The 23,236-nt window shown below is 37.0% G+C and carries 23 protein-coding genes, 3 pseudogenes and 1 riboswitch; of the genes and pseudogenes, 8 read left to right on the plus strand and 18 right to left on the minus strand.

The features are described from left to right. Window positions 1-6: 6 nt before the first annotated feature. Genes glyA through Q9317_RS05435 form a run of 6 tightly spaced genes read right to left on the minus strand, consistent with a single transcriptional unit; the run spans window position 7 to window position 4,823 of the window. On the minus strand, window positions 7-1,260 hold the full coding sequence (gene glyA / locus Q9317_RS05410) for a serine hydroxymethyltransferase (protein WP_003099661.1): 1,254 nt from the start codon (window positions 1,258-1,260) through the stop codon (window positions 7-9). A gap of 10 nt (window positions 1,261-1,270) precedes the next feature. After that, window positions 1,271-1,702, minus strand: coding sequence for a GNAT family N-acetyltransferase (locus tag Q9317_RS05415; RefSeq protein ID WP_003099667.1), 432 nt, complete (start codon window positions 1,700-1,702; stop codon window positions 1,271-1,273). Window positions 1,703-1,715: 13 nt separating this feature from the next. Next, a complete protein-coding gene (locus tag Q9317_RS05420) occupies window positions 1,716-2,306 on the minus strand; it encodes an L-threonylcarbamoyladenylate synthase (RefSeq protein ID WP_003099670.1) in 591 nt (196 codons plus the stop codon). Then, window positions 2,299-3,129 (minus strand): peptide chain release factor N(5)-glutamine methyltransferase, encoded by an 831-nt coding sequence (prmC, locus tag Q9317_RS05425; protein WP_003099673.1) that lies wholly within the window; start codon window positions 3,127-3,129, stop codon window positions 2,299-2,301. The genes Q9317_RS05420 and prmC overlap by 8 nt, the downstream gene beginning before the upstream one ends. After that, entirely contained in the window at window positions 3,129-4,208 is a 1,080-nt protein-coding gene (gene prfA / locus Q9317_RS05430) for a peptide chain release factor 1 (protein WP_003099677.1), read from the minus strand. The genes prmC and prfA overlap by 1 nt, the downstream gene beginning before the upstream one ends. Window positions 4,209-4,244: 36 nt before the next feature. Then, complete coding sequence (locus Q9317_RS05435) at window positions 4,245-4,823, minus strand: thymidine kinase (protein WP_003099681.1); 579 nt, start codon at window positions 4,821-4,823, stop codon at window positions 4,245-4,247. Window positions 4,824-5,038: 215 nt separating this feature from the next. Here Q9317_RS05435 and Q9317_RS05440 point away from each other — a divergent pair. From Q9317_RS05440 to Q9317_RS05460, 5 genes and pseudogenes are all read left to right on the plus strand, one after another. After that, window positions 5,039-5,842, plus strand: a pseudogene (locus Q9317_RS05440) (IS30-like element ISSag9 family transposase); the annotation flags it as partial. 68 nt (window positions 5,843-5,910) lie between these two features. Beyond that, a protein-coding gene (locus Q9317_RS05445) for an IS3 family transposase (protein WP_089180041.1) occupies window positions 5,911-7,016 on the plus strand; the annotation gives its coding sequence in 2 pieces (ribosomal slippage) (window positions 5,911-6,187 and window positions 6,187-7,016; 1,107 coding nt in all). 45 nt (window positions 7,017-7,061) lie between these two features. Next, a pseudogene (locus Q9317_RS05450) lies at window positions 7,062-7,427 on the plus strand (transposase); the annotation flags it as partial. Window positions 7,428-7,792: 365 nt separating this feature from the next. After that, window positions 7,793-7,978: a 4-oxalocrotonate tautomerase gene (locus Q9317_RS05455; RefSeq protein ID WP_003099686.1), complete on the plus strand. Its 186-nt coding sequence runs from the start codon at window positions 7,793-7,795 to the stop codon at window positions 7,976-7,978. A gap of 71 nt (window positions 7,979-8,049) precedes the next feature. Beyond that, window positions 8,050-8,961 (plus strand): FAD:protein FMN transferase, encoded by a 912-nt coding sequence (locus Q9317_RS05460; RefSeq protein WP_016356012.1) that lies wholly within the window; start codon window positions 8,050-8,052, stop codon window positions 8,959-8,961. 83 nt (window positions 8,962-9,044) lie between these two features. On the opposite strand, the pseudogene Q9317_RS05465 reads toward Q9317_RS05460, so the two are convergent. The 7 genes and pseudogenes from Q9317_RS05465 to Q9317_RS05495 form a co-directional block, all read right to left on the minus strand. Beyond that, a pseudogene (locus tag Q9317_RS05465) lies at window positions 9,045-9,503 on the minus strand (transposase); the annotation flags it as partial. Window positions 9,504-9,572: 69 nt separating this feature from the next. After that, window positions 9,573-10,841 (minus strand): nucleobase:cation symporter-2 family protein, encoded by a 1,269-nt coding sequence (locus Q9317_RS05470; RefSeq protein ID WP_003099691.1) that lies wholly within the window; start codon window positions 10,839-10,841, stop codon window positions 9,573-9,575. Beyond that, complete coding sequence (locus Q9317_RS05475) at window positions 10,841-11,422, minus strand: xanthine phosphoribosyltransferase (RefSeq protein ID WP_003099696.1); 582 nt, start codon at window positions 11,420-11,422, stop codon at window positions 10,841-10,843. The genes Q9317_RS05470 and Q9317_RS05475 overlap by 1 nt, the downstream gene beginning before the upstream one ends. Before the next feature lie 95 nt (window positions 11,423-11,517). Continuing rightward, window positions 11,518-11,613: riboswitch (purine riboswitch) on the minus strand. 50 nt (window positions 11,614-11,663) lie between these two features. Then, a complete protein-coding gene (gene guaC, locus Q9317_RS05480) occupies window positions 11,664-12,647 on the minus strand; it encodes a GMP reductase (protein ID WP_305981520.1) in 984 nt (327 codons plus the stop codon). A 253-nt stretch (window positions 12,648-12,900) separates the two neighbouring features. Beyond that, entirely contained in the window at window positions 12,901-14,430 is a 1,530-nt protein-coding gene (locus tag Q9317_RS05485) for an ABC transporter permease/substrate-binding protein (protein WP_003099699.1), read from the minus strand. Next, window positions 14,423-15,151: an ABC transporter ATP-binding protein gene (locus tag Q9317_RS05490; RefSeq protein WP_003099700.1), complete on the minus strand. Its 729-nt coding sequence runs from the start codon at window positions 15,149-15,151 to the stop codon at window positions 14,423-14,425. The genes Q9317_RS05485 and Q9317_RS05490 overlap by 8 nt, the downstream gene beginning before the upstream one ends. A 235-nt stretch (window positions 15,152-15,386) precedes the next feature. Then, window positions 15,387-16,235: a Cof-type HAD-IIB family hydrolase gene (locus Q9317_RS05495; RefSeq protein ID WP_003099702.1), complete on the minus strand. Its 849-nt coding sequence runs from the start codon at window positions 16,233-16,235 to the stop codon at window positions 15,387-15,389. A gap of 155 nt (window positions 16,236-16,390) precedes the next feature. Between Q9317_RS05495 and Q9317_RS05500 the strand changes: the two genes are divergently transcribed. Beyond that, window positions 16,391-17,080: a hypothetical protein gene (locus Q9317_RS05500; RefSeq protein WP_003099704.1), complete on the plus strand. Its 690-nt coding sequence runs from the start codon at window positions 16,391-16,393 to the stop codon at window positions 17,078-17,080. Between the two features lie 187 nt (window positions 17,081-17,267). Here the strand turns inward: Q9317_RS05500 and Q9317_RS05505 are convergent, their stop codons facing one another. The 5 genes from Q9317_RS05505 to yjbM all read right to left on the minus strand — a co-directional run bounded on the left by Q9317_RS05505 (window position 17,268) and on the right by yjbM (window position 21,482). Then, a complete protein-coding gene (locus tag Q9317_RS05505) occupies window positions 17,268-18,026 on the minus strand; it encodes an SDR family NAD(P)-dependent oxidoreductase (RefSeq protein ID WP_003099705.1) in 759 nt (252 codons plus the stop codon). Between the two features lie 74 nt (window positions 18,027-18,100). After that, window positions 18,101-19,093, minus strand: a complete 993-nt coding sequence (pta, locus tag Q9317_RS05510; protein ID WP_003099706.1) for a phosphate acetyltransferase — start codon at window positions 19,091-19,093, stop codon at window positions 18,101-18,103. A 16-nt stretch (window positions 19,094-19,109) separates the two neighbouring features. Next, a complete protein-coding gene (locus Q9317_RS05515) occupies window positions 19,110-20,003 on the minus strand; it encodes an RluA family pseudouridine synthase (RefSeq protein WP_016356014.1) in 894 nt (297 codons plus the stop codon). After that, window positions 20,000-20,836 (minus strand): NAD kinase, encoded by an 837-nt coding sequence (locus Q9317_RS05520; protein WP_003099713.1) that lies wholly within the window; start codon window positions 20,834-20,836, stop codon window positions 20,000-20,002. Before Q9317_RS05520 ends, Q9317_RS05515 begins: the two co-directional genes overlap by 4 nt. After that, window positions 20,811-21,482 (minus strand): GTP diphosphokinase, encoded by a 672-nt coding sequence (yjbM, locus tag Q9317_RS05525; RefSeq protein ID WP_121791512.1) that lies wholly within the window; start codon window positions 21,480-21,482, stop codon window positions 20,811-20,813. The genes Q9317_RS05520 and yjbM overlap by 26 nt, the downstream gene beginning before the upstream one ends. 93 nt (window positions 21,483-21,575) lie before the next feature. Here yjbM and Q9317_RS05530 point away from each other — a divergent pair, with 93 nt between their 5' ends. Continuing rightward, complete coding sequence (locus Q9317_RS05530; RefSeq protein WP_003099718.1) at window positions 21,576-22,148, plus strand: CYTH domain-containing protein; 573 nt, start codon at window positions 21,576-21,578, stop codon at window positions 22,146-22,148. Between the two features lie 113 nt (window positions 22,149-22,261). Continuing rightward, window positions 22,262-23,233, plus strand: coding sequence for a ribose-phosphate diphosphokinase (locus Q9317_RS05535; protein WP_305981521.1), 972 nt, complete (start codon window positions 22,262-22,264; stop codon window positions 23,231-23,233). Window positions 23,234-23,236 lie beyond the last annotated feature (3 nt).

The raw sequence follows: 23,236 nt of genomic DNA on the forward strand, positions 1-23,236 counted from the left end.
AAGATTTCACCCGTAAAGTGGAAAACGATCAGTAATGGCACGTACTTCTTTACGAACTTGTGCAAGCACTTCTTCATTATCATGATTGGCAAGAGCCTGAATAATAAGTTGTGCAATAGCTTGACTTTCTTCTACTCCCATACCTCGACTGGTGATGGCTGCGCAACCAATACGAATGCCTGATGTTTTAAATGGTGATAAGGTCTCAAATGGAATTGCGTTTTTATTTAAAGTAATATTTACCTCGTCAAGAAGGTTTTGGGCCAGTTTGCCACTTTCTATAACAGAAGTTACATCAACCAAGAAGACGTGGTTATCTGTCCCGCCTGAAATAACTCTAAAGCGACCATCTTTAGCAAAGACTTCTGCCATTGCGACAGTATTTGCAATCACATTTTGGGCGTAGACTTTAAACTCTGAATCTAAGGCCTCTTTAAAGGATACCGCTTTTGCAGCAATAACGTGCTCTAATGGCCCGCCTTGTAAGCCAGGAAAGACAGCAGAATTAATTTTTTTAGCAAGTTCTTCATCATTGGTTAATATCAAACCACCACGTGGGCCTCTGAGGGTCTTGTGTGTTGTTGAGGTTGTAATATCTGCATAAGGAACTGGATTCGGGTGTAATCCAGCAGCAACCAATCCAGCAATATGAGCCATATCAACCATGAGATAGGCACCAACTTTGTCAGCAATTTCTCGGAATTTAGCAAAATCAATGGTACGTGAATAAGCTGAAGCCCCTGCAACAATTAGTTTTGGCTTAACTTCTTGAGCTTGAGCTAAAATGGCATCATAATCTAACATTTCGGTTTCTTTATCAACAGAGTAAGCAACAAAGTGATACATTTTCCCAGAAAAATTAACTGGAGAACCATGTGTTAAGTGACCACCTGCAGCTAAATCCATGCCTAAAACAGTGTCACCGGCTTCAATAAGTGCCATATAAGCTGCAGCATTGGCCTGACTTCCAGAGTGAGCCTGTACATTAGCAAACTTAGCGCCAAATAATTCTTTGGCACGATCAATGGCTAGATTTTCAACCACATCAACGCATTCAGTTCCACCATAATAACGTTTGCCTGGATAGCCTTCAGCATATTTATTTGTTAAAAGTGATCCTTGAGCCTTCATGACTGCTTTTGAAACAATGTTTTCAGAGGCAATTAGTTCTATATTATGTTCTTGTCTTTCTTCCTCGGCATGAATGGCATCCCAAAGTTCTCTATCATATGCTTGGTAATCTTCTTTATCAAAAATCATGGTGTACTCCTTATAGTAACTTTAAAAAACGTAATTGTGTTTTGTCGTCGATATAATCCAATTGCCTGTAAAAGCAATGTGCTTTTTTACGATGGCTTGCTGAATTTAAACGAATAAAATGGTAATTTTCTTGCCTTGCTTTTTCTTCTAACGCCATCAGCAACTTGCGACCAATACCTTGTCCTTGATACTCTGGCAAGACTGCTAAAGCAAGGATGTTTAGAGCTGGCTTTGAATAGAGTGACTCATACCTTTCAGCATGAACATAACCTAGTAAGTCATCTGTTCCATCATCGGAAAATCCAATAAAATAATGGTGTTTATCTTGTTTTAAAGCATCAAGTTTAGCAACTGTCAATTCGAGTGAAACTTCATAGCCTAAGGCATTGGCATTGATTTCTTGTAATCTAGGGCAGTCAGATTTCTTTAATCTTCTTAACATAGGCGTATATCTCCTAAAATTTAAGTTCAGGGACCTTGTTCAACAACATTTCTTTTGTAATGGTGCCTTGACGTAATAGCTGTGCTTTACCACTTGATAAATCAAGAATTGTTGAATCTTTACCTGTTATTGCAGCATCATCACAAACACCAGTGACCTGATCATTAAACGAGGCCATGATGGATGCAAAAACCTTACCACTTTCTGTGCCAGAAACATTGGCGGATGGACCAATTAAGGGGCCTGTTTTCTTGATAAGGTGACGAGTAACTGGGTGATTTGGCAAACGAAAGCCAACGGTTTTCAAACCAGAATTAATCCAAGTTGGAACCTGATCGTTAGCTTTTAAAATAATGGTTAATGGCCCAGGTAAAAATGCTTGATAAAGTTTTTTCAAGTAAGCTGGTTGATCCTTTGAATAGGCCAAGATGGTTTGGTAATCAGCTACATTTAGATTCATAGCTTTATCCCTAGGTCTTTGCTTCAAGTCATAGACCGCATCAACTGCCTTTTCGTTTAGGGCATCTGCAAAAATGCCGTATACCGTTTCTGTAGGTAAAACCAAAGCTCCACCTTCTTTGATGAGTTTTTCCAAATTAGCCATTATCAATCACCACCATGCGATCCTTTCCAAAACAATCTTTAACAAGGCGTTTTCTTTTTTCTGGAAAATAAGTTTCTGCTAATTTAAGAAGACCTGGACCTTGTTTATAACCGATTTCAAAGTAAAGTTTGCCTTTGGTTGTCAAAAAATCCTTTGCTTCTTTTAAAATGTGTCGATAAATGGCAAAACCATCTTCTTCAGCAAAAAGTGCTATGTGTGGTTCTGATAGCAAGACATTTCGCCCCACTTCATCTTTATCATCAAAAGCAATGTAGGGAGGGTTAGAAACAATAATATCAAACTTTCCTGAAATGGAACTAAAAACATCTGATTGGCAAAAAGTGATCTCTTGCTGACACATCTGTGCATTAGCTTTTGCGAGTGATAAAGCATCTAAAGAGATATCTGATGCCGTCACTAGCCACTGTGGGCGCTCATCTTTTAAGGAGATAGCAATTGCTCCACTGCCAGTTCCGATGTCTAAAAGTGTTTTGCAATCCGCCTCATTTTCAGCTAAAATCAAATCGACAAGTTCTTCTGTTTCGGGACGTGGGATTAAAACCCGTTGGTCAACCATTAATTCTAACTGTCTAAAATAGGCTTTTCCGACAATATATTGTGGAGAGCGTTCAGTCAATAACTGTGCCATAATGGTCTCAATCAGAGTCAAGTCTTCCTTAGTAACTTCTTTATTTTGATGAAGAAGATAATCTAAAGTAGACCATTTTTTCAACTCTTTAAAGACGTAAGAAATATTTTCCTTATCTGCTCCAATAGCCTCCAATTGTTGCTCTGCTAAACTTATTTTTTGTGCATAATTCATTAGTTATTTAATGATTCCAATTTCTGTGTTTGGTCATACATAATCAAGGCATCGACAACTTCATCCATTTTACCAGACAAGATGGTATCAAGTTTTTGCAAGGTTAAACCAATACGGTGGTCGGTAACACGATTTTGAGGGAAATTATAGGTACGGATACGCTCTGAGCGATCTCCAGTACCAACTGTTGATTTTCTCTCAGCATCTTGTTCATCTTGTGCAATTTGAGCAAAATGGTCAGCGACACGGGCACGAATAATTTTCATGGCCTTATCTCTGTTTTTTTGTTGGGTGCGTTCTTCTTGCATTTCAACTTTGATATTAGTTGGAATATGGACCATACGAACAGCAGTTGCTACTTTATTGACGTTTTGTCCACCAGCACCTGAGGCGTGATAAATATCAACTCGAAGGTCTTTGGGATCAATTTCATATTCAACATCTTCGATTTCAGGCATGATTAAAACAGTTGCTGTGGATGTATGAACTCGCCCTTGGCTTTCTGTTACAGGTACGCGTTGAACACGGTGTGCGCCAGATTCATATTTTAATTTTGAATAAACAGATTGTCCAGAAACCATAGCAATAACTTCTTTGATTCCGCCGACACCATTATAGGAAGCTTCCATAACTTCAAAACGCCAATTTTGACTTTCAGCAAATTTTTGGTACATGTTTAGTAAGTCGCCAGCAAATAAAGCAGCTTCATCTCCGCCAGCGGCCCCACGGATTTCTAGAATGATGTTTTTATCATCATTAGGATCTTTTGGCAAGAGAAGAATTTTTAATTTTTCTTCATACTCTTCTTTTGCAGCCTTTGATTCTTTCAGTTCTTCTTTTGCCATTTCTTCTAAATCTGCATCACCAGAGGATTCTTTAATCATCTCTTCGGCGTCACTAATGGCTTGAATAATGGCTTTGTATTCACGATAGGTTGTTACTGTTTCGCGAGTGCTTGCTTCTTCTTTTGACAATGCCATAAAACGCTTGGTATCTGAGACAACATCTGGATCGCTCAGCAATTCTCCCAACTCTTCATAACGGTCTTCAACAGACTGTAATTGATCATAAATATTCATATTCTCTTTTTTGCTCCTCTTTGTTAGATTTTCTAGTTAGTCTTTGTCAATTAGTGGGTCAAAATAATGCTTTCGGCAAACTGGAATATAGGTTTCGTTGCCACCAATTTGAATTTGTTGGCCCTGATAGACAGGCTTACCGTTCTCTGTTCTTAAGACCATAGTTGCTTTTTTACTACAATATTGACAAATAGTCTTAATCTCATCGATTTTATCTGCTAACAAGAGCAAATATTTGGAGCCTTCAAACAATTCATTTTGGAAATCATTTTTTAAACCAAAGGCCATGACTGGAACATTTAAATGGTCCACAACACGGGCCAGGTCATAGACGTTTTCCTTGCTTAAAAATTGACATTCATCAATTAAAATACAGTAAGGTTTTTCTGAAAGTTGGCTGATATAAGAAAAAATATCCATATCATCAGTAATCGGTGTTGCTTCTCGTTTCATACCAATACGACTGGAGACTAACCCAAAGCCATCTCTTGTGTCAAGTGCACTTGTCATAATCACAACAGGTTTTCCTTGTTCTTCATAATTGTGTGCAACTTTCAAGATTTCAATTGTTTTCCCTGAATTCATTGTCCCATACTTATAGTATAATTGAGCCAAGCTGATTTTCCTACCTTCTTCATTAATCTTATCTATTTTATCATAATTGGACGTATTTTGCGATTGCAATTCCTTAATATAATCCCTAAGAAAACACTTTAGTAATTTCTCAAAGTAAGTTCCGTCTGCCCTCCAAAACCGGAAGTTAGTGTGAAAAGGATTTTTATGGTGGAATTAAGTCTGAGACGTTTGGATTAGAAATGAGTTTATCCATCATGACAAAACACAAACACCTAACTCTCTCAGACCGTAATGACATCCAATCTGGTTTGGATAGAGGAGAAACCTTTAAAGCCATCGGGCTTAATCTACTGAAACACCCTACTACTATCGCAAAAGAAGTCAAACGAAATAAGCAACTAAGAGAATCAACCAAAGACTGCCTAGACTGTCCGCTACTAAGAAAAGCTCCCTATGTTTGTAATGGGTGTCCAAAGAGGAGGATCAACTGTGGTTACAAGAAGACCTTCTATCTTGCTAAGCAAGCTCAAAGGAACTACGAAAAACTTTTAGTTGAATCTAGAGAAGGAATCCCTTTGAACAAAGAGACCTTCTGGAAAATAGATAGAGTGCTTTCTAATGGGGTCAAGAAGGGTCAACGTATCTATCATATCCTCAAAACCAACGATCTAGAAGTGAGTTCTTCAACCGTTTATCGACACATCAAGAAAGGCTACCTATCCATCACACCAATCGACCTACCTAGAGCTGTGAAGTTCAAAAAAAGGCGAAAGAGCACACTCCCTCCTATTCCAAAAGCGATTAAAGAAGGGCGACGGTACGAGGATTTTATAGAACTCATGAACCAATCAGAGCTGAACTCCTGGCTTGAAATGGACACGGTTATTGGACGGATTGGTGGAAAGGTCCTTCTCACCTTCAATGTCGCCTTCTGTAACTTCATCTTTGCCAAACTGATGGATTCTAAGACAGCTATCGAAACTGCTAAACACATACAGGTCATTAAGAGGACACTCTATGATAACAAGAGAGACTTCTTCGAACTCTTTCCTGTTATCTGAATCGGTTACACTAAACTAGACAGAATTTATAAAGTGTTCTACACTAAAGAAAATAGGAGAATATGATGTCTAGAAAAATACGTCGCCACTTCACTGATGACTTTAAGCAACAAATCGTTGACCTTCACCATGCAGGGATGAAACGAAGTGAGCTTATCAAAGAATATGAGTTAACCCCATCAACCTTCGATAAGTGGGTTCGTCAGGCAAAAACAACTGGGTCATTTAAAACGATTGATAATCTGACAGATGAACAGCGTGAACTGATTGAACTCCGAAAACGCAATAAAGAACTCGAAATGCAGCTAGATATCCTAAAGCAAGCGGCAGTGATTATGGCACGAAAAGAGAAGTAATCACTGCTAATAAGGATAAATATAGCATTTCAGCTATGTGTCGTTGGTTGAACATTCCTCGTTCTAGCTATTACTACAAGACTGTTAAACCAGTCTCTGAAGCGGAACTTGAAGAAAATATCAAAGCTATTTTTCTCGAAAGTAAGGCCAGATACGGTGCTAGGAAAATCAAGAAATGTTTGGAAAATGAAGGTATCCAGCGGTCTCGTCGTCGGATTCGTCGCATCATGCACAGACTCAACTTAGTATCTGTTTATCAGAAAGCAGTCTTCAAGCCACATTCAAAAGGTAAGAATGAGGTAGCTATTCCTAATCACTTAGCCAGACAATTTCATCAAGAAAAGCCTCTAAAAGCTTTAGTGACAGACTTAACCTACGTTCGTGTCGGTAATGGCTGGGCTTATGTTTGTTTCATTATGGACCTCTACAACCGTGAAATCATTGGCTTATCGGTTGGTTGGCACAAGACAGCAGAGCTGGTGAAACAAGCGATTCAGAGTATTCCTTACGCTCTGACCAAGGTCAAGATATTCCATTCGGACAGAGGAAAAGAGTTCGACAATGCCTTGATAGATGATGTGCTTACAGCCTTTGATATCAAACGCTCACTTAGTCAAGCAGGTTGTCCTTACGACAATGCCGTAGCTGAGAGCACCTATCGCGCTTTCAAAATAGAATTTGTCCACCAGGAAACTTTCCAGACGCTAGAAGAATTGGCCCTTAAAACCAAGGACTATGTCCACTGGTGGAATCACCACCGCATTCATGGTAGTCTAAACTATCAGACGCCCATGACCAAAAGATTAACGGTCTAATAAAAACACTTTATAAATCTTGTACAGAAAACTGTTGCCTTTTCAATCCTAACGGATAATGGTGGGGAATTCGCTAGAGTGGATGATATTGAGATAGATGTTTGTGGACAGTCTCAACTCTTCTTTTGTGACCCTAATCGGTCTGACCAGAAAGCAAGAATCGAGAAGAATCATACCCTCGTGAGAGACATACTGCCTAAGGGGACTTCCTTCGACAACTTGACTCAAGAGGACATTAATCTGGCACTATCTCATATCAACAGCGTTAAGAGACAGGCTCTAAATGGTAAAACGGCTTATGAGCTATTCTCTTTTACTTACGGAAAAGACATCGCAAGTATACTCGGTATTGAGGAAATTACTGCGGAAGACGTCTGCCAATCTCCCAAACTATTAAAAGACAAAATCTAATAAAAGACAAAATCTAACCTAATCAACTAACTGATACAACCTAAACGTCTCACACTAACTTCAACCATAGCGGAACTTAATCTGAAACGCTTTCAGATGAGGAGGTTTTCTTGTACCCTTTTTTTGCGATTTTTAACTCTGAAAACCTATGAAATCAAGTATTATAAAAACCAACGGAACTTAGTCTGAGACGGATTTTCGTTGGTTTTTATTGGTTTTTATCAGACTAAATTCCATTTCTACTAGAGGTGGAACTTACTTTGAGAATTTAGCAAGAAAACACTTTCATCACTCATGGATTTTATGTCTATTTGTCTATTTAGTAACTAAAATGGTAAAATAGTAAAAAAGAAAAGGAGATACTTATGCCATTTGTTACAATTGATTTATTTGAAGGTCGTAGCCAAGAACAGAAAAAACAATTAGCCCGTGAAGTCACTGAAGTTGTTTCTCGAATTGCAAATGCCCCCAAAGAAAATATTCATGTCATTATCAATGACCTACCCGAGGGCACCTACTTCCCTCAAGGTGAGATGAAAACGAAAAATTAAAAAAGAGGCTTTATAGCCTTATTTTTCTATAGAATTTAGGTGAGAATGTGATTCAAACAAAAGAGTTAAGAATGATGGGAACTGTCATCACTATCCAAATAGAGTCAGATAAGGCAAGTAGGCAAATTGAAACTGTTTGTCAGCTTTTAGAGACCTATAATCATCGCTTTAGTGCTAATGATGAGGACTCTGAACTGATGCAAATCAACCATATGGCTGGTATTGAGGAAGTTTCTGTACATCCTGACTTATACCAACTTATAAAGGTTGGCAAAGAACATAGCCTTAGTGAACCCAGTAATCTTAATATAGCCATTGGCCCCTTAGTTCAAAGCTGGCGGATTGGTTTTTCTGATGCCACTGTTCCTGAATCAAGCACTGTTTTGGAGAAATTAAAAAAAACGGCCCCTCAAAAAATTCTTCTTAACGATCAGAAAAAAACTGTTTTGCTTGAAGAAAAAGAAATGAAAATTGATTTGGGTGCTTTAGCAAAAGGTTATATTGCTGATAAAGTGCTGTCATATCTTATTGAAGACGGCATCGATTCAGCACTCATCAACCTAGGTGGCAATGTTCTTGTTCATGGAAAAAACCCTAAACGTCAGGATGGCCTCTTCTACATTGGCATTCAACATCCAGTGAAAACTCGTGGTCAGAACATTGGTATCATAAAAACTGAAAATATGTCTGTTGTTACCTCGGGTATTTATGAACGGCATTTAAGCGTTAATGGAAAAGATTACCACCATATTTTTGATCGAAAAACAGGGTATCCCATTGAAACTGATATGACTAGCTTGACAATTGTGGCTAAGTCTTCGCTTGATTGTGAGATATGGACAACTCGATTATTTGGTTTACCATCTTTAACTGTTTATAACCTCCTTAACGCAAGCCCAGATATTGACGGGATTATCATTACTAAAGATCAAAAGATTGTTGTATCGGATGGATTAAAAACCTCCTTTCAGTTAGTGTTTTAAGAGAAGCTCCGCAATAATATAAAAGAAAAAAAAGAAACTGAAAAAGGCGCTGCACCTCAATAGTGGACAGAAGAAAAACACCATTATGAGACTAGTTTCCGGTATTGAACTGGAGACTGGTCTTTTAATTTCTGTTGAATTCTAGTTTCATTGTAAAATGTCATGTCATTTTTGAGAATATTTGTTATACTATTTTTAGTTAAGTTTCTCCATTGATGGAGATAGAAGGTTTCAGACTTTAAGACGGAATGAAACCATTCGATACAGGCATTATCTGCTGGTGTTCCCTTACGGGACATAGAGCGGGTGATGCCTTTTTCCATGTAAGCCTGATAGTAAGCCTTAGAAGTGTAGACTGAGCCCTGATCGCTGTGTAAGAGTGCTCCATTGGGTAATTTCAGTTGATTAAGTGTATCTAGTACAAGGTCTGTATCCTGACAATCTGAGATAGTGTAAGTTAGAATTTCACGGTTATAGAGGTCCATGATTGAAGAGAGATACCGTTTACAGTTACCAAAATAAAACACTCCTGTTTCTAGTTTACTAGAATTCTTCAGGAGTGTTTTTCTTGTGTCTCATTTGATGGGTTCAGTGCCAAATCAGTTCATTTTTTATTTTGACTTACCATTAAAAATCAAGTTTAGGCCAACTGCTGTTACTGTTGCTATAACAATACCATTTGTTAGAAACATATTTGCAGTGGTTGGTAAGCTTGAGAATAAGTTGGTTCCATTGAACCCAAGTCCTGCAGAAATTGAAACAGCTGCAATAATGAAATTATGCTCATTACCTGAAAAATCCACTTGGTTAAGCATCTGCATTCCTTGAAGGGCTACCATTCCAAAGAGAACTAACATAGCACCACCAAGTACTGGACTTGGAATCATTTGAGCAAGTGCACCAAATTTAGGCAATAAACCAATGACTACCAAGAAAGCTGCTGTGTAGTAGATTGGGCGACGTGTTTTAATGCCTGATAGTTTAACCAAACCAACATTTTGAGAAAATCCTGTATAGGGAAAAGTATTGAAGATACCACCAAGTAAGACTGCAAAACCTTCTGAACGGTAACCATTTCTTAACCTGTTAGCATCAAGTTTGTCACCTGTAATATCAGAAAGTGCTAGGTAAACACCCGTTGATTCAACCATTGAGACTGTTGCAATAATACACATCATTACAATTGATGTGATTTCAAATTTAGGTGCTCCAAAGTAAAATGGTGTTGGAATATGAACCCAAGGGGCATTTGCCACTGCACCGGTATCAACGAGTCCCATCATCGCTGCTACTAAGGTCCCTACGACAAGACCAATCAAAATGGCAATAGACTTGATAAAACCAGTTGCAATTTTTTGGACGGCTAGGATAATCACAATAGTCAGCATAGCTAATAAAAGACTCTCTTGTGTTGGCTTAGCAACGTTATTACCCATGTTTCCCATTGCTACAGGAATTAATGACAAGCCAATAGTAGTAATAACAGAGCCGGTAACAATCGCTGGGAAAAAGCGAGCAACTTTAGAAAAAATACCAGCAACAAGAACAACATAAATCCCTGATGCAATCAAGGCGCCAAACATTGCGCCTGAGCCTTGATGGGCACCAATAATAGACAAGGGTGCTACAGATTGAAAGGCACAACCAAGAACAACTGGAAGCCCAACACCAAAATGCTTATTAAGTTGTAGCTGTAAGAACGTTGCAATTCCACACATAAAAATATCTGTCGAGATAAGATAGGTTAATTCTTTGGCTGAATAGCCTAGAGCCCCTGCAATCATGATTGGAACAAGAATAGATCCTGCATACATTGACAATAAATGTTGAAGACCTAAAACAGCTGATTGGGAATGAGAGTGTTCTTGTTTTGCTGACATTATGCGTCTGCCTCCATAAAGTTTAAGGTACCATTTTCAAAGTTTTTGATACGAGCAAGTGATGTTACTTCCACACCTTGTGCTTCTAATAACTGACGACCATCTTGAAAAGATTTTTCAATAACAATGCCAACACCAAGAACTTGTGCTCCAGCTTGATTAATAATATCAATCAAACCTTTTGCAGCTTGGCCATTAGCAAGAAAATCATCAATGATTAAAACCTTATCAGAGTCTGATAAGAATCGACCATTAATGGATACAGTGCTAGTTACCTGTTTGGTAAAGGAATAGACTTCTGCTGTTAAAATTCCCTCCGTCATTGTAATGTTTTTATGTTTTTTAGCAAAAATCATAGGGACATTCAAGGCCTCGGCGGCATAAACGGCTGGTACAATTCCTGATGCTTCAATGGTAACTACTTTGGTAATTCCTTTGTCAGAATATTTGTCAGCAAAAACCTGTCCAATAGCTTTCATTAATGTGAAATCAACTTGATGGGTTAAAAAACTATCAACTTTTAAGATGTTGTCTCCTAAAATATCGCCATCATTTAAAATACGTTCTTCCAACAGTTTCATAAAATTCTCCTTTAAAAATGTTACATTAGAATACAAAAAAGCTTGCTGCAAAACAAGAGACTCTTCCCTTGTTTTGCCAGGTACTTAAACCAAGCAAGCTCAAAAAGCTCACTTATTGTTAGACATTGCGGTGTCTTGTAGAGACGCTGTGCCTATTCACAGCATAAATAAGTAATCACTATTTAATTGTTATTATAATGTACATATTGTATCACGATTTCCACATTTTTCAAGGAAAATTTTAGATAGCATCGCCGTTCCAAATGGAATTTTTGACAATGACATAGTCAACACGACGTAGTGCAGCAAGATCCTTGCCACCAGCATAAGAAATAGATGATTGCAAATCCTGTTGCATCTCGGTTAAAGTATCAGAAAGATGCCCTTTTGTTGGTAGTAAGATTTTTTTACCTTCAACATTCTTATGCTCCCCTTTTTGATATTCCGAAGCTGATCCATAATATTCTTTAAATGTTTCTCCGTCAATCTCAACTGTTTTTCCTGGGCTTTCAACATGTCCAGCAAATAAAGAACCAATCATAACCATGCTTGCCCCAAAGCGAATTGACTTTGCAATGTCACCGTGTGTTCTAATACCACCATCAGCAATAATTGGTTTTTGAGCAGCTTTAGCGCACCAACGTAGTGCAGCTAATTGCCAGCCCCCTGTTCCAAAACCAGTTTTAACCTTAGTGATACAAACTTTCCCTGGGCCGATACCAACTTTTGTAGCATCAGCACCAGCATTTTCCAATTCACGGACTGCTTCAGGAGTTCCAACATTTCCTGCAATAACAAAGGTCTGTGGCAATTCTGATTTGATATGTTTAATCATCTCAATAACACTATTGGCATGGCCATGAGCGATGTCGATAGTAATAAATTCTGGAGCATCATCTTTAAGTGATGAAACAAAGGCATATTCATAATCTTTAACACCTACTGAAATCGAGGCAATTAATTTTTGATCATGCATCCGTTTAATGAAAGGTTTACGACTTTCTTCATCAAAACGATGCATAATATAGAAATAACCTTCTTTTGCACATTTTTCAGCAATGGTCTCATCCATAATGGTTTGCATATTAGCTGGGATAACTGGTAACTTAAAGGTATAGTTTCCTAATTTAACACTAGTATCAGCTTCTGAACGGCTGTTGATTATGCATTTATTAGGGATTAACTGAATATCTTCATAATCAAATACAGGCATGTAATTAAACATATGGCTTTCTCCTTTTACAGACCAATGCTAGTGCATTGGTTCTCAAACAAAAATGACCTTCCTATAACCTCTTACAAGGCATCGCTGGGTAAAAACTTACCCTTCCTTGTTCAATATTAAAACTTAGTTTATTTTTTGTCAAAAAATAAACTAAAATTATTTTATAATGTTCGGCTTTTAGCTTAAAACAAAAAATCGAGCCTGGCAATTAGCTCGATTAAAGACTATGAAAACTAGATTTGTTTGCTGTTTTTTACTTTTTAATAAGACCTTCTTTTATTAAGTAGGCACGCGCAACTTCTTTAGCACTTTTGCCATGGACGGAGACTTGGTAATTCATTTCTTGCATTTCTTTTTCAGAGATTTTGCCACTTAAACGCTCTAAAATAGTTTTTAATTCTGGATGTTGTTGCAATAATTTAGCTGTCATTAAAGGCGCACCTTGATAGGGAGGAAAAAGCTGTTTATCATCCTTTAAAACGGTAAGATTATATCTGATTAATTCTGCATCAGTAGAATAGGCGTCCGTCACTTGAATATCACCTGACTGAATCGCTTGATATCTTAAAGCAGGCTCCATTGTTGCAACAGTTAAATGTAAGCCATATAAAGACTGCAAACCTTTATTGCCATCGGGTCTATCTTTGAATTCCAAAGTAAAACCCGCTTTAAATTGTTCTTTATAGTTTAATAAATCAGAAATATTAGAAATTACTCTGTCTTTTGCCAGTTGCTTAGGGACTGCAAGGGCATAGGTATTTTGAAAAGCAAATGGTTTTAACAAAACTAAATTATCCTGTTTTTTAATACCATCTCGAGCTTGCTGATAAACCAGCTTTGGATCAGTTGAAAGCATCGGCTTTTCTTTAAGTAAACTGGAGGTTATTGTTCCTGTAAATTCTGGATAGATATCAATATCACCAGATTTTAAAGCCTGATAAAGAAAAGTTGTCTTTCCAAAATTAGGTTTAAGGTCTACTGTCAAATGGGAGTCTTCTTCAATCAATTCCTTATAAAGGTTAATGAGGATTTCGGGCTCTGCCCCAAGTTTTCCGGCAATCACAATTTTTTGCGATGGTTTTTTAGTCATCATTGGCATAATTGCGGAGCTGTATGAGCTAATAAGAGCAACAATGACAACTATAAAGGCTAGCAAGATTTTCTTGAGAGATGCTCTTTCCAAATACAAAAGAATACTGTTAAAGACAATTGCTAAAATAGCAGATGACAAAGCCCCTATTAATATCAAGTTTGAGTTATTGCGATCAATTCCAAGAAGAATAAAGGATCCAAGACCTCCCGCTCCAATTAAGGAAGCTAAAGTTGCAGTCCCGATAATCATAACAGCAGATGTTCTAACCCCTGACATGATGACAGGCATCGCTAATGGGATTTCAAATGTTTTTAGCCTTTCCCACTTATTCATTCCAAATGCTTGCCCTGCTTCTTGTAAACTTGGATCAATACCACTTAGTCCAGTAATCGTATTTTGAATAATAGGAAATACGGCATAGATGACAAGAGCGGTCACTGCAGGAAGAGTTCCGATTCCCATCAACGGTATAAATAAGCCTAAAAGAGCTAATGACGGAATGGTTTGAAAAACACCAGTTATTTGCAAGATAAGATCTGACCAACGCTTACTCTTACTTAGGAGACTAGCTAAGGGGATAGCAATTAAAATTGCTAGTAATAAAGACAACAAGGAAATTTGTAAGTGCTCACTAAGTGCCTTTGTCCACTCACTAAACCGTTCTTGAAAGGTGGTGATAAAACTAGTCATGGAAATCACCTCCGAATAAATTTTCAACAAACGGTGTCGCTGGATTAGCAATGATGGCTTGGGGAGAATCCATTTGAAGAATTTCGCCTTGGTCTAGGATAGCCAGTCTATCACCTAATCTAATTGCTTCTTTGATATCGTGTGTGACAAATACAATAGTCATATCAAATTCTTGATGCAAAGCTAACATCAACTCTTGCAGTTGTTTTTTTGAGATAGGGTCTAATGCCGAAAACGGCTCATCCATTAACAAAATCTTAGGATGAGAAATAATAGCTCTTACGATGCCAACTCTTTGCTGTTCTCCTCCTGATAAATCACTTGGGAAGCGGTTGTAATAGTCATCAGGGTTCAAGCCTACTTTCTCAAGTAACTCTCTCGTTTTTGTTTCAATTTGGTCCTTAGACCACTCTTTCATTTTGGGGATAATAGCAATATTTTCTGCCACTGTTAAATGTGGAAACAAGGCAATTTGTTGTAACACATAGCCTATCGACAGTCTCATTTCCCTTAAGTCTAAGTCTTTTTGCTCTTTACCATCCAAGTAAATTTTCCCTGAAGTTGGTTCAATCAGACAATTAATCATTTTTAATAAGGTGGTTTTACCTGAACCACTAGAACCAACGAGAACAAAGAACTCGCGGTCTTTGATATGGAAATTTTGCTCTTTTAGAACAAGATTTCCAGCAAATTCTTTTGAGACATTTTCAAACCGTATCATCTCTTCTCCATTTTAATCAATCCTGTTGTTTATATGACATTAGTAAAAAAGCCTTGCTTAATATCCACTAAATGATGCTCTTGACTAAGAGTTGCTTTCCATCCTTCTTGAACAATATATTAATGGTTTTATGAAATCATAACATAAGTTGACCTATTAGTCGAAATCTTTGATTAATTTTTGAGGTCAAAAATTAAAAAAGACTGAGAAAACTCAGTCTTATCTTGAGTACTTATTATTGGCATAAACCTAATGTTTTAAAGGCATTGTAGAGTCCATTTTCTTCAACATCATCTGTAATCATATCAGCTATTTCAAGGATTTCTGGACCACCATTTCCCATTGCCACCCCAATTTTACAATAGTCTAGCATTGGAATATCAATTTTCGCATCACCAAATGCAATTGTATCTTCTCTGTCTAAGGCAAGATGAGTTAGCAGCACATCAATCGCAATTGCCTTATTAATCCCTTTAATACCCAAATCACCAAAGAGTGCTGTTTCTCCTCGACCACCCCAAGTATGGGCCTCTAAATGCGGGAAGGCTTTAATGGAATCCAGATGATCTTGATAACTTTTTAAAATGAAACTGACCTTATTGACATCATCAGGATAAGGTTCTCCACCATTATAAATTAAACCATACAAGGCATCCTCAGCTTCTAGACTTTTAACGTCATCTTCACTTTTTCCTTTTCGCATTGCGTAAGTTCTAAAAACAGGTCGGGCATGTTCTCGAAAATTTTTGCTAGCAAAAAGGCCATTATGTGACTCTAAATAGAACTCTAGGCCACGTTTTTGAAGCCAATCAACAATATCATTAACATCTTTTGTTAACATTTTTTGGTGCATAAGCACTTTTCCATGATGTTCAAGATAAGAACCGTTACCACCAATCATACCATCAAATCCAAGAGTTAAAATGGCTTCTGGCATTTCCGAGCGACTACGACCTGTGCAAACATATACCAGATGTCCTTTTTTACGGGCTTCTTGAACGGCTTTAATTGCTGAGTCGGGAATTGTATTATAGTAATCTACTAATGTGCCATCGACATCTAAAAATATGATTTTTTGTCTCATTACCTCACCTCTAAGAATAATTAATACTATTTTATTATAACCATAGTACTAGTTTAAAAGCTAAGCCAATCATCTGATTTTATGATACTTTCCTACTCTATTGACAAAAATCATTTCTGTTGCCATATCTATTCAAATTAAGGTATGATTACAGTATGAATAAATATCTTAACATAATAGCCTTAGAAAACCCTAACAATCCCTTTGAAGCTGAATTTTACACAAAACTAAAAACCTATTACAGTGATCTCTTTTCTATTTATATAATAGATGCAATAGAAAAGGTAAAGGGGCCGTTTGACGCCATTTTTTCTTTTACCCCTATTGAAACTCTCGACAAACCTCACTTACTTTTTAGCCATCAATTAGGCTCCTCAGACTCTTTTTATGTTAATCAAGAAATATTAGACAGTGCTGATACTATTTTAAGGTTAAGTCGTTACTTGAATAACTTTTATCAAAAATACTCAAGTTCTTGTTTGCAGGATTTCCTATACCAATTAAGGATTTCTGACAAAGATGGCCATTTCACCTTTCACAACCAACAATTTAATGGAACATTTTTTCCAGATCAAACAAGTAGACTTGAACCTTGGCTTTACCAGCAATTATCTGACCCTGAAAGAGCAGATAGTAAACACCTTCTCTTGCCTTCTGCTTCTCTTGACCATATTTACTTTCAGTCCTATTATGCCATTAGAGACCATCAAAAACATTACTTGGGTAGCATTGATATCGTTCAAGATTTAAAGCCAATATTAAGCCAATACCTTGACGAAACGGCACAAGCAATTGTTGGTTGGTCTGATGTCACATCTGGACCATCAATCTCCGACGACTATTAAAACCCTAAAAAATGATAAACAGGCACAGTTATTCTACTTATTTACTAACAATAACAAGTCCTATTACATTCTATCAATAGCTTATAAAGTTCTACAAGCTATCATATTTAAAGAAAAAGCCAACAAGTCTGGTTTTCTGTAACACAGAATTCCAATTTAGTTGGCTTTTTAATTGTTTTTTGATATTTTAATCCCTATGAACCGGTTGGGGGCCATAGGATTGTGAAACTGGCATGATTTCAATTCGATTGATATTAACATGTTCCGGTTGCGCTGCTATCCAAGAAACGGTATTAGCAATGTCTTTAGGTTGAATGGCATGTGCTCCAGCATAGATAGCTTCAACTCTTTGTTGATCGCCATCAAATCTAACAGATGAAAATTCTGTTCCCTCACAAAGCCCAGGTTCAATGTTAGTTACTCGAATCTTTGTACCTGCAAGATCAGCTCTTAAATTAAGGGAAAATTGTTTAACGAATGCCTTACTAGCTCCGTAAATATTTCCACCTGGATATGGAATCGTTCCAGCGGTTGATCCTATATTGATAATCATTCCGGAATTTCGCTTAACCATATCTGGTAGAATACGATGGGTTAGATAGCTTAGTCCAATAATATTTGTATTAATCATGGTTTGCCATTTTGTAAAGTCTGCTTCAAATGCTTTGTCTAAACCAAGCGCAAGTCCAGCATTATTAATCAATAAATCAATAGTTCGCCATTCTTCTGGTAAGCTAGCTATTGCTTGATCTATGCTATCTGTTGCTGAGACATCCATCTTTAACGCATAGGCTTTGTCTAAACCAAACTGATCTCTAAGGTCTTCCAATTTGTTTAGTCGCCTAGCAGCCAGAATAACACAATAACCATCTCTGATTAATTGACTTGCAATAGCTTCACCAAAACCAGCTGATGCACCAGTAATAAGAGCAATTTTTTTAAGCATCGTCTTCTCCTATTGTAATAAAAAGAAAGAGTGACATCACAAGCAAAGTAATGATGCACTCTATAAAATCTCAATTATTTTGCTTCCAAAGCTTGAGCTGCGGTAATGATGGCTAGTTTATAGATGTCCTCAGCACTTGATCCACGTGAAAGATCATTAACTGGTTTGTTAAGCCCTTGCAAGATTGGACCAATTGCATCAAACATCCCTAAACGTTGTGCAATCTTGTAACCAATATTACCTGATTGCAAGTCTGGAAAGACAAAAGTATTTGCTTGACCAGCAACATCACTGTCTGGTGCTTTAATTTTAGCTGTTTCAGGAACAAAAGCAGCATCAAATTGTAATTCACCATCTAAAGCTAATTCAGGGGCTAGTTCTTTAGCAATTCTAGTTGCTTCAGTAACTTTATCAACTTGCGGCGCTTTACCACTGCCTTTTGTTGAGAAACTCAACATGGCAATTTTAGGATCAATGTCAAAAATTGCTGCCGTTTCAGCTGTATTAACTGCAATTTCAGCTAATTCTTGTGCATTAGGATCAATGTTAATAGCGCAGTCAGCAAAAATATAACGTTCACTTGTATTTTCACGGTTCATTAAGAAAACGCCAGACGTTCTTGAAATACCTGGTTTTGTTTTAATAATCTGAAGTGCAGGACGTACCGTATCTGCTGTTGAATGGATAGCACCTGAAACCATACCGTCTGCAAGGCCCATTTTAACAAGCATAACACCAAAATAGTTAACATCTTTAAGCATTTTGTCAGCATCTTCCATTGTTGCTTTACCATTACGGACTTCAACAAATGCTGCTTTCATTTCTTCAAATTGTTCGTAAGTTTCAGGATTAATAATTGTATAATTCTGATCTGCAAAACCTAGTTTTGTAAGGAGGCTACGAACATCTGCTGCTTCACCTAAAATAATTGGTTCTACAAGACCTTCAAATTTAAGACGAGCTGCTGCACGGACAACACGTTCATCGTTACCTTCTGGGAAAACGATTTTAATGTTTTGTCCAACAACTTTTTCTCTTAAACCACCAAACAAACTTCTAATACCCATTTTAATAATACCTCTTTTATTTTTTCTGTAAACCTATGATAACGTTGTCAAAGTCATCTGTCAAATTTATTGTATGTTTAGTGTCATTTTTTTCAAAAGGATTATAAAAACCTAAGAAATGACAATGCAAAGCTTGTCGCGTAATCCCTAAATCAAGTCTACCACCATATAAATCATCCCCTAACAAAGGAAAACCAATGTGTGAAAAATGAACACGAATTTGGTGGGTTCTGCCAGTATGAAGTTTGATGTCTACCAAATGAACATTTTGAGGATAACGCGCAATCACTTGATAACTAGTTCTAGCATACTTTCCCATAGGATCAACAGCTCTTGTAATGATACTGTCTTTTGATCGACCGATAGGCTCGATGATTTCTCCGTGGTCAGGTAGTTGCCCCTGCCCAGAAACCAAGGCATAATAGCGCTTTTCAATAGAGCGTTTTTGTAATTGTTTATCAAGTCTTGCATGAGCATAACCATGCTTTGCAAAAAGCATCAATCCACTAGTATCACGATCAAGTCTGGTTACAATATGAACTTGTTTATTGGGATAATCTTTTTCGATGTAATAAGCTTTAACAAAATTTGCAATGGTATTGGAATGAATTGCACTTGGAATACTAGCAAAGCCAAATGGTTTATTAATAACCATAAAGTGATCATCTTCGTAAACAATGTCCAATGGATGCGACACAGCTTCTAATTTTTCAAAAGGTTGTTCGTTTGGAATATCTATCGAAACAAGATCACCGACATTCAAAAGATAAATGGCGTTTTGCGCAACGCCATTGACTAATATTTGTCCACCTCGATACTTGACTTTTGCTAATAATCCTTTTGACACGTCATGACTTTTGAGCAAGGTTTTTACTTTGGTTCTCTTATCTGCAACATAGTCAAATCTCATTCGTCAATTTCTCCGATAAAAGCATCCTTAACCCTCTCCCAAAAACTGGTGTGACTTGGGGTAGATACAAAATGTATTTTTTCACAGTCAATGTAATACTCAACTTTTTTAATGTTTTTGAGGTTATAGGTCTTATTATCAATTGAAACAGTGTAAATACCAGCCCGTTGAGGAAAGAGCTCGATTTTATCTTTTTTGGGGATAATCAATGACGAGCCTATGGTTCTGAAAACGCGATTATTAAGACTTGAAATTTCCGTTAATTGTAGAGCCTCAATAGTAGGATGTAAGATAGCCCCTCCTAGTGACTTATTATAGGCTGTACTTCCCGTTGGTGTTGACACAGCAAGTCCGTCACCTCTGAAACTTTCAAATTTAACGTTGTTAATAACGACATCAGCAACCATTGTTTTTTCAATGCGCTTAACTGTTGCTTCGTTTAGAGCCCTTGCCTTGATAACACGCCCATCTTCCAGACTAATAATAACTTTTAAAATAGGGTAAGAAACACGATCTCCCTTATCAAAGCGCAAGTTTTCAATCAATTTATCAATTTCAAAATCACGATAGTCAGTATAAAACCCCAAATGGCCAGTATGGATTCCAACAAAACGTACGTTATCTAGCTCATTTTCATACATATGGAATGCTGACAATAACATGCCATCACCCCCAATTGAAATCACAATATCTGGCTTTACCTTTGAAAGGTAAAAATCGGGGTCATCTTTGAAAACAGAAAATAACTTTGAAGCAATGCGCTTACTTTGGTATTTTCCATTTGCTATAATTGCTACTCGAGTAGCTTTATCTGTATAATTCATCTGTGTCATCACTGTTTCCTACACCGTCACTGAGGCTACGATTTATGGGGTCAAATAATAATTGTGCCTCTCGGATATCATCTCGTATTTTCCGCATTTCTTCATCTAATTCTAGGGCGATTTTGGCTGTTGTAGATAAGCGAGTTCTGATTTCTTCAGGAAAATCACCGCTATATTTATAGTTTAACGAATGTTCAATTGTGGCCCAAAAATTCATTGCTAAGGTACGAATTTGAATCTCAGCTAAAACATTTTTACGGCCTTCAATAGTGTCAACTGGGTATTCTACCACAACATGGTAAGACCGGTAGCCACTTTCTTTCATATTATGAATGTAATCCCGTTCATAAACGATGGTCATATCTTCTCTTTTTCGCAATAAGTGCAATACTTCTTCAACGTCATCAATGAATTGAACCATAACTCTGAGACCGGCTATATCTTGTATGTCTTGAGCGATATTTTCTTCCAAAACACCACGCATGATCATTTTTTTCTTTATGCTATCTACAGATTTTACACGACCCGTTACAAATTCAATTGGAGAATAGCGATTTTGTTTTCGGAATTGCTTTCGAATCCCTCTTAGTTTAATCTTTAATTCGCCAACAGTCTGAATATACGGATCCAAAAAAACTTCCCAGTCTAATGCCACAGAATCACACCTTTCTTGTCAAAGTCTAAACTTTAATATAAAATTGAAATAACAATTTATTATAGCATAAAAAACCAACAAAAGGAACGACACATGCCCAACCTTGAAATAGAATACAAAACCCTTCTAACTAAAGATGAATACAACCGACTCCTTGTGAAACTGTCTCATATTGAGCCCTTAACGCAAACAAATTATTACATTGATACACCAAATTTCGATTTAAAAGCTAATCGAATGTCCCTCAGAATCCGAACATTCAACGATAGTGCCGAAATGACTTTAAAAGTTCCTGAAAAAATTGGAAATCGTGAGTACAACGTTTCTTTAGATTTAATAGTGGCAAAACAGCTGGTTAAAAATTTTCAATTAGATGAGAATCCCATAAAAGAAATGATTGCACAAACATCTGTTGACTGTGGCCAATTAGAATGCTTTGGATTTTTAACAACAACTAGACGTGAAACAGATACTGCTATCGGCAAAATGGCTCTAGATTATAATCACTACTCTTCTGTAATTGATTATGAACTGGAACTTGAAGTTGACGACCCTATTAAAGGGCAAAATGACTTTGATAAGTTTTTATTAGAAAACCAGATTTCTTTCAAATATGCCAAAAGTAAAGTCGCCCGTTTTACTAAAACCTTAAGAAATCGTTCGTAAAGACAACAGAAAAACTGTCATTTTTCTGTTTTTCTGATAAAATAGTAATGTCTACAAAATTATGAATAGTATCCTAAACTATTCCCTAAAAGATGCAAGGAGCAAATATTATCATGATTCAACGATATGCTGATAAGCAAATCAAACTGTTTTCACTCACTTCTAATCCTGCCATTGCAGAGAAAATCTCTCAAGCTGCTGGTATTCCACTTGGAAAATTGTCATCACGTAAATTTTCTGATGGCGAAATTATGATTAATATTGAAGAAACAGTCCGTGGAGATGATATCTACATTATTCAATCAACAAGTTTCCCTGTAAATGATAATCTTTGGGAATTGTTGATTATGATTGATGCTTGTAAACGAGCAAGTGCTAACACAGTTAACGTTGTTCTTCCATACTTTGGCTACTCACGTCAAGACCGAATTGCTAAGACACGTGAACCAATTACAGCAAAATTAGTAGCAAATATGCTAACTAAGGCTGGTGTCGATCGTGTCCTTACCCTTGATTTGCATGCCGTTCAGGTGCAAGGTTTCTTTAATTTACCAGTTGATAATCTCTTTACTGTTCCCCTTTTTGCTGCAGAATATTGTAAAAAAGGAATTTCTGGTGAAGACACTGTTGTGGTTAGTCCAAAAAACTCTGGCATCAAACGTGCACGTAGTTTGGCAGAATATTTAGATTCTCCTATTGCTATTATTGATTATGCTCAAGATGATAGTGAGCGTGAAGAAGGTTATATCATTGGAGATGTAAAAGGAAAAAAAGCAATTATTATTGACGATATTTTAAACACAGGTAAAACCTTTGCTGAAGCAGCTAAAATTTTGGAACGTGGTGGCGCTACCGAGATTTATGCTGTTTCAAGCCATGGTCTGTTTGCTGGCGGTGCTGCAGAAATTTTAGAAGCTGCACCAATTAAAGAGATTTTAGTAACTGACTCTGTCTTAACTAAAAATAAAGTGCCAAGCAATGCCACATACCTATCAGCTAGCGAATTAATTGCAGAAGCTATCATCAGAATTCACGAAAGAAAACCACTCAGTCCACTTTTTAATTTCAGTGGTGACGAGAAATAAAAC

The sequence above is a fragment of the Streptococcus iniae genome, from assembly GCF_030732225.1.
GTDB lineage: Bacteria > Bacillota > Bacilli > Lactobacillales > Streptococcaceae > Streptococcus > Streptococcus iniae.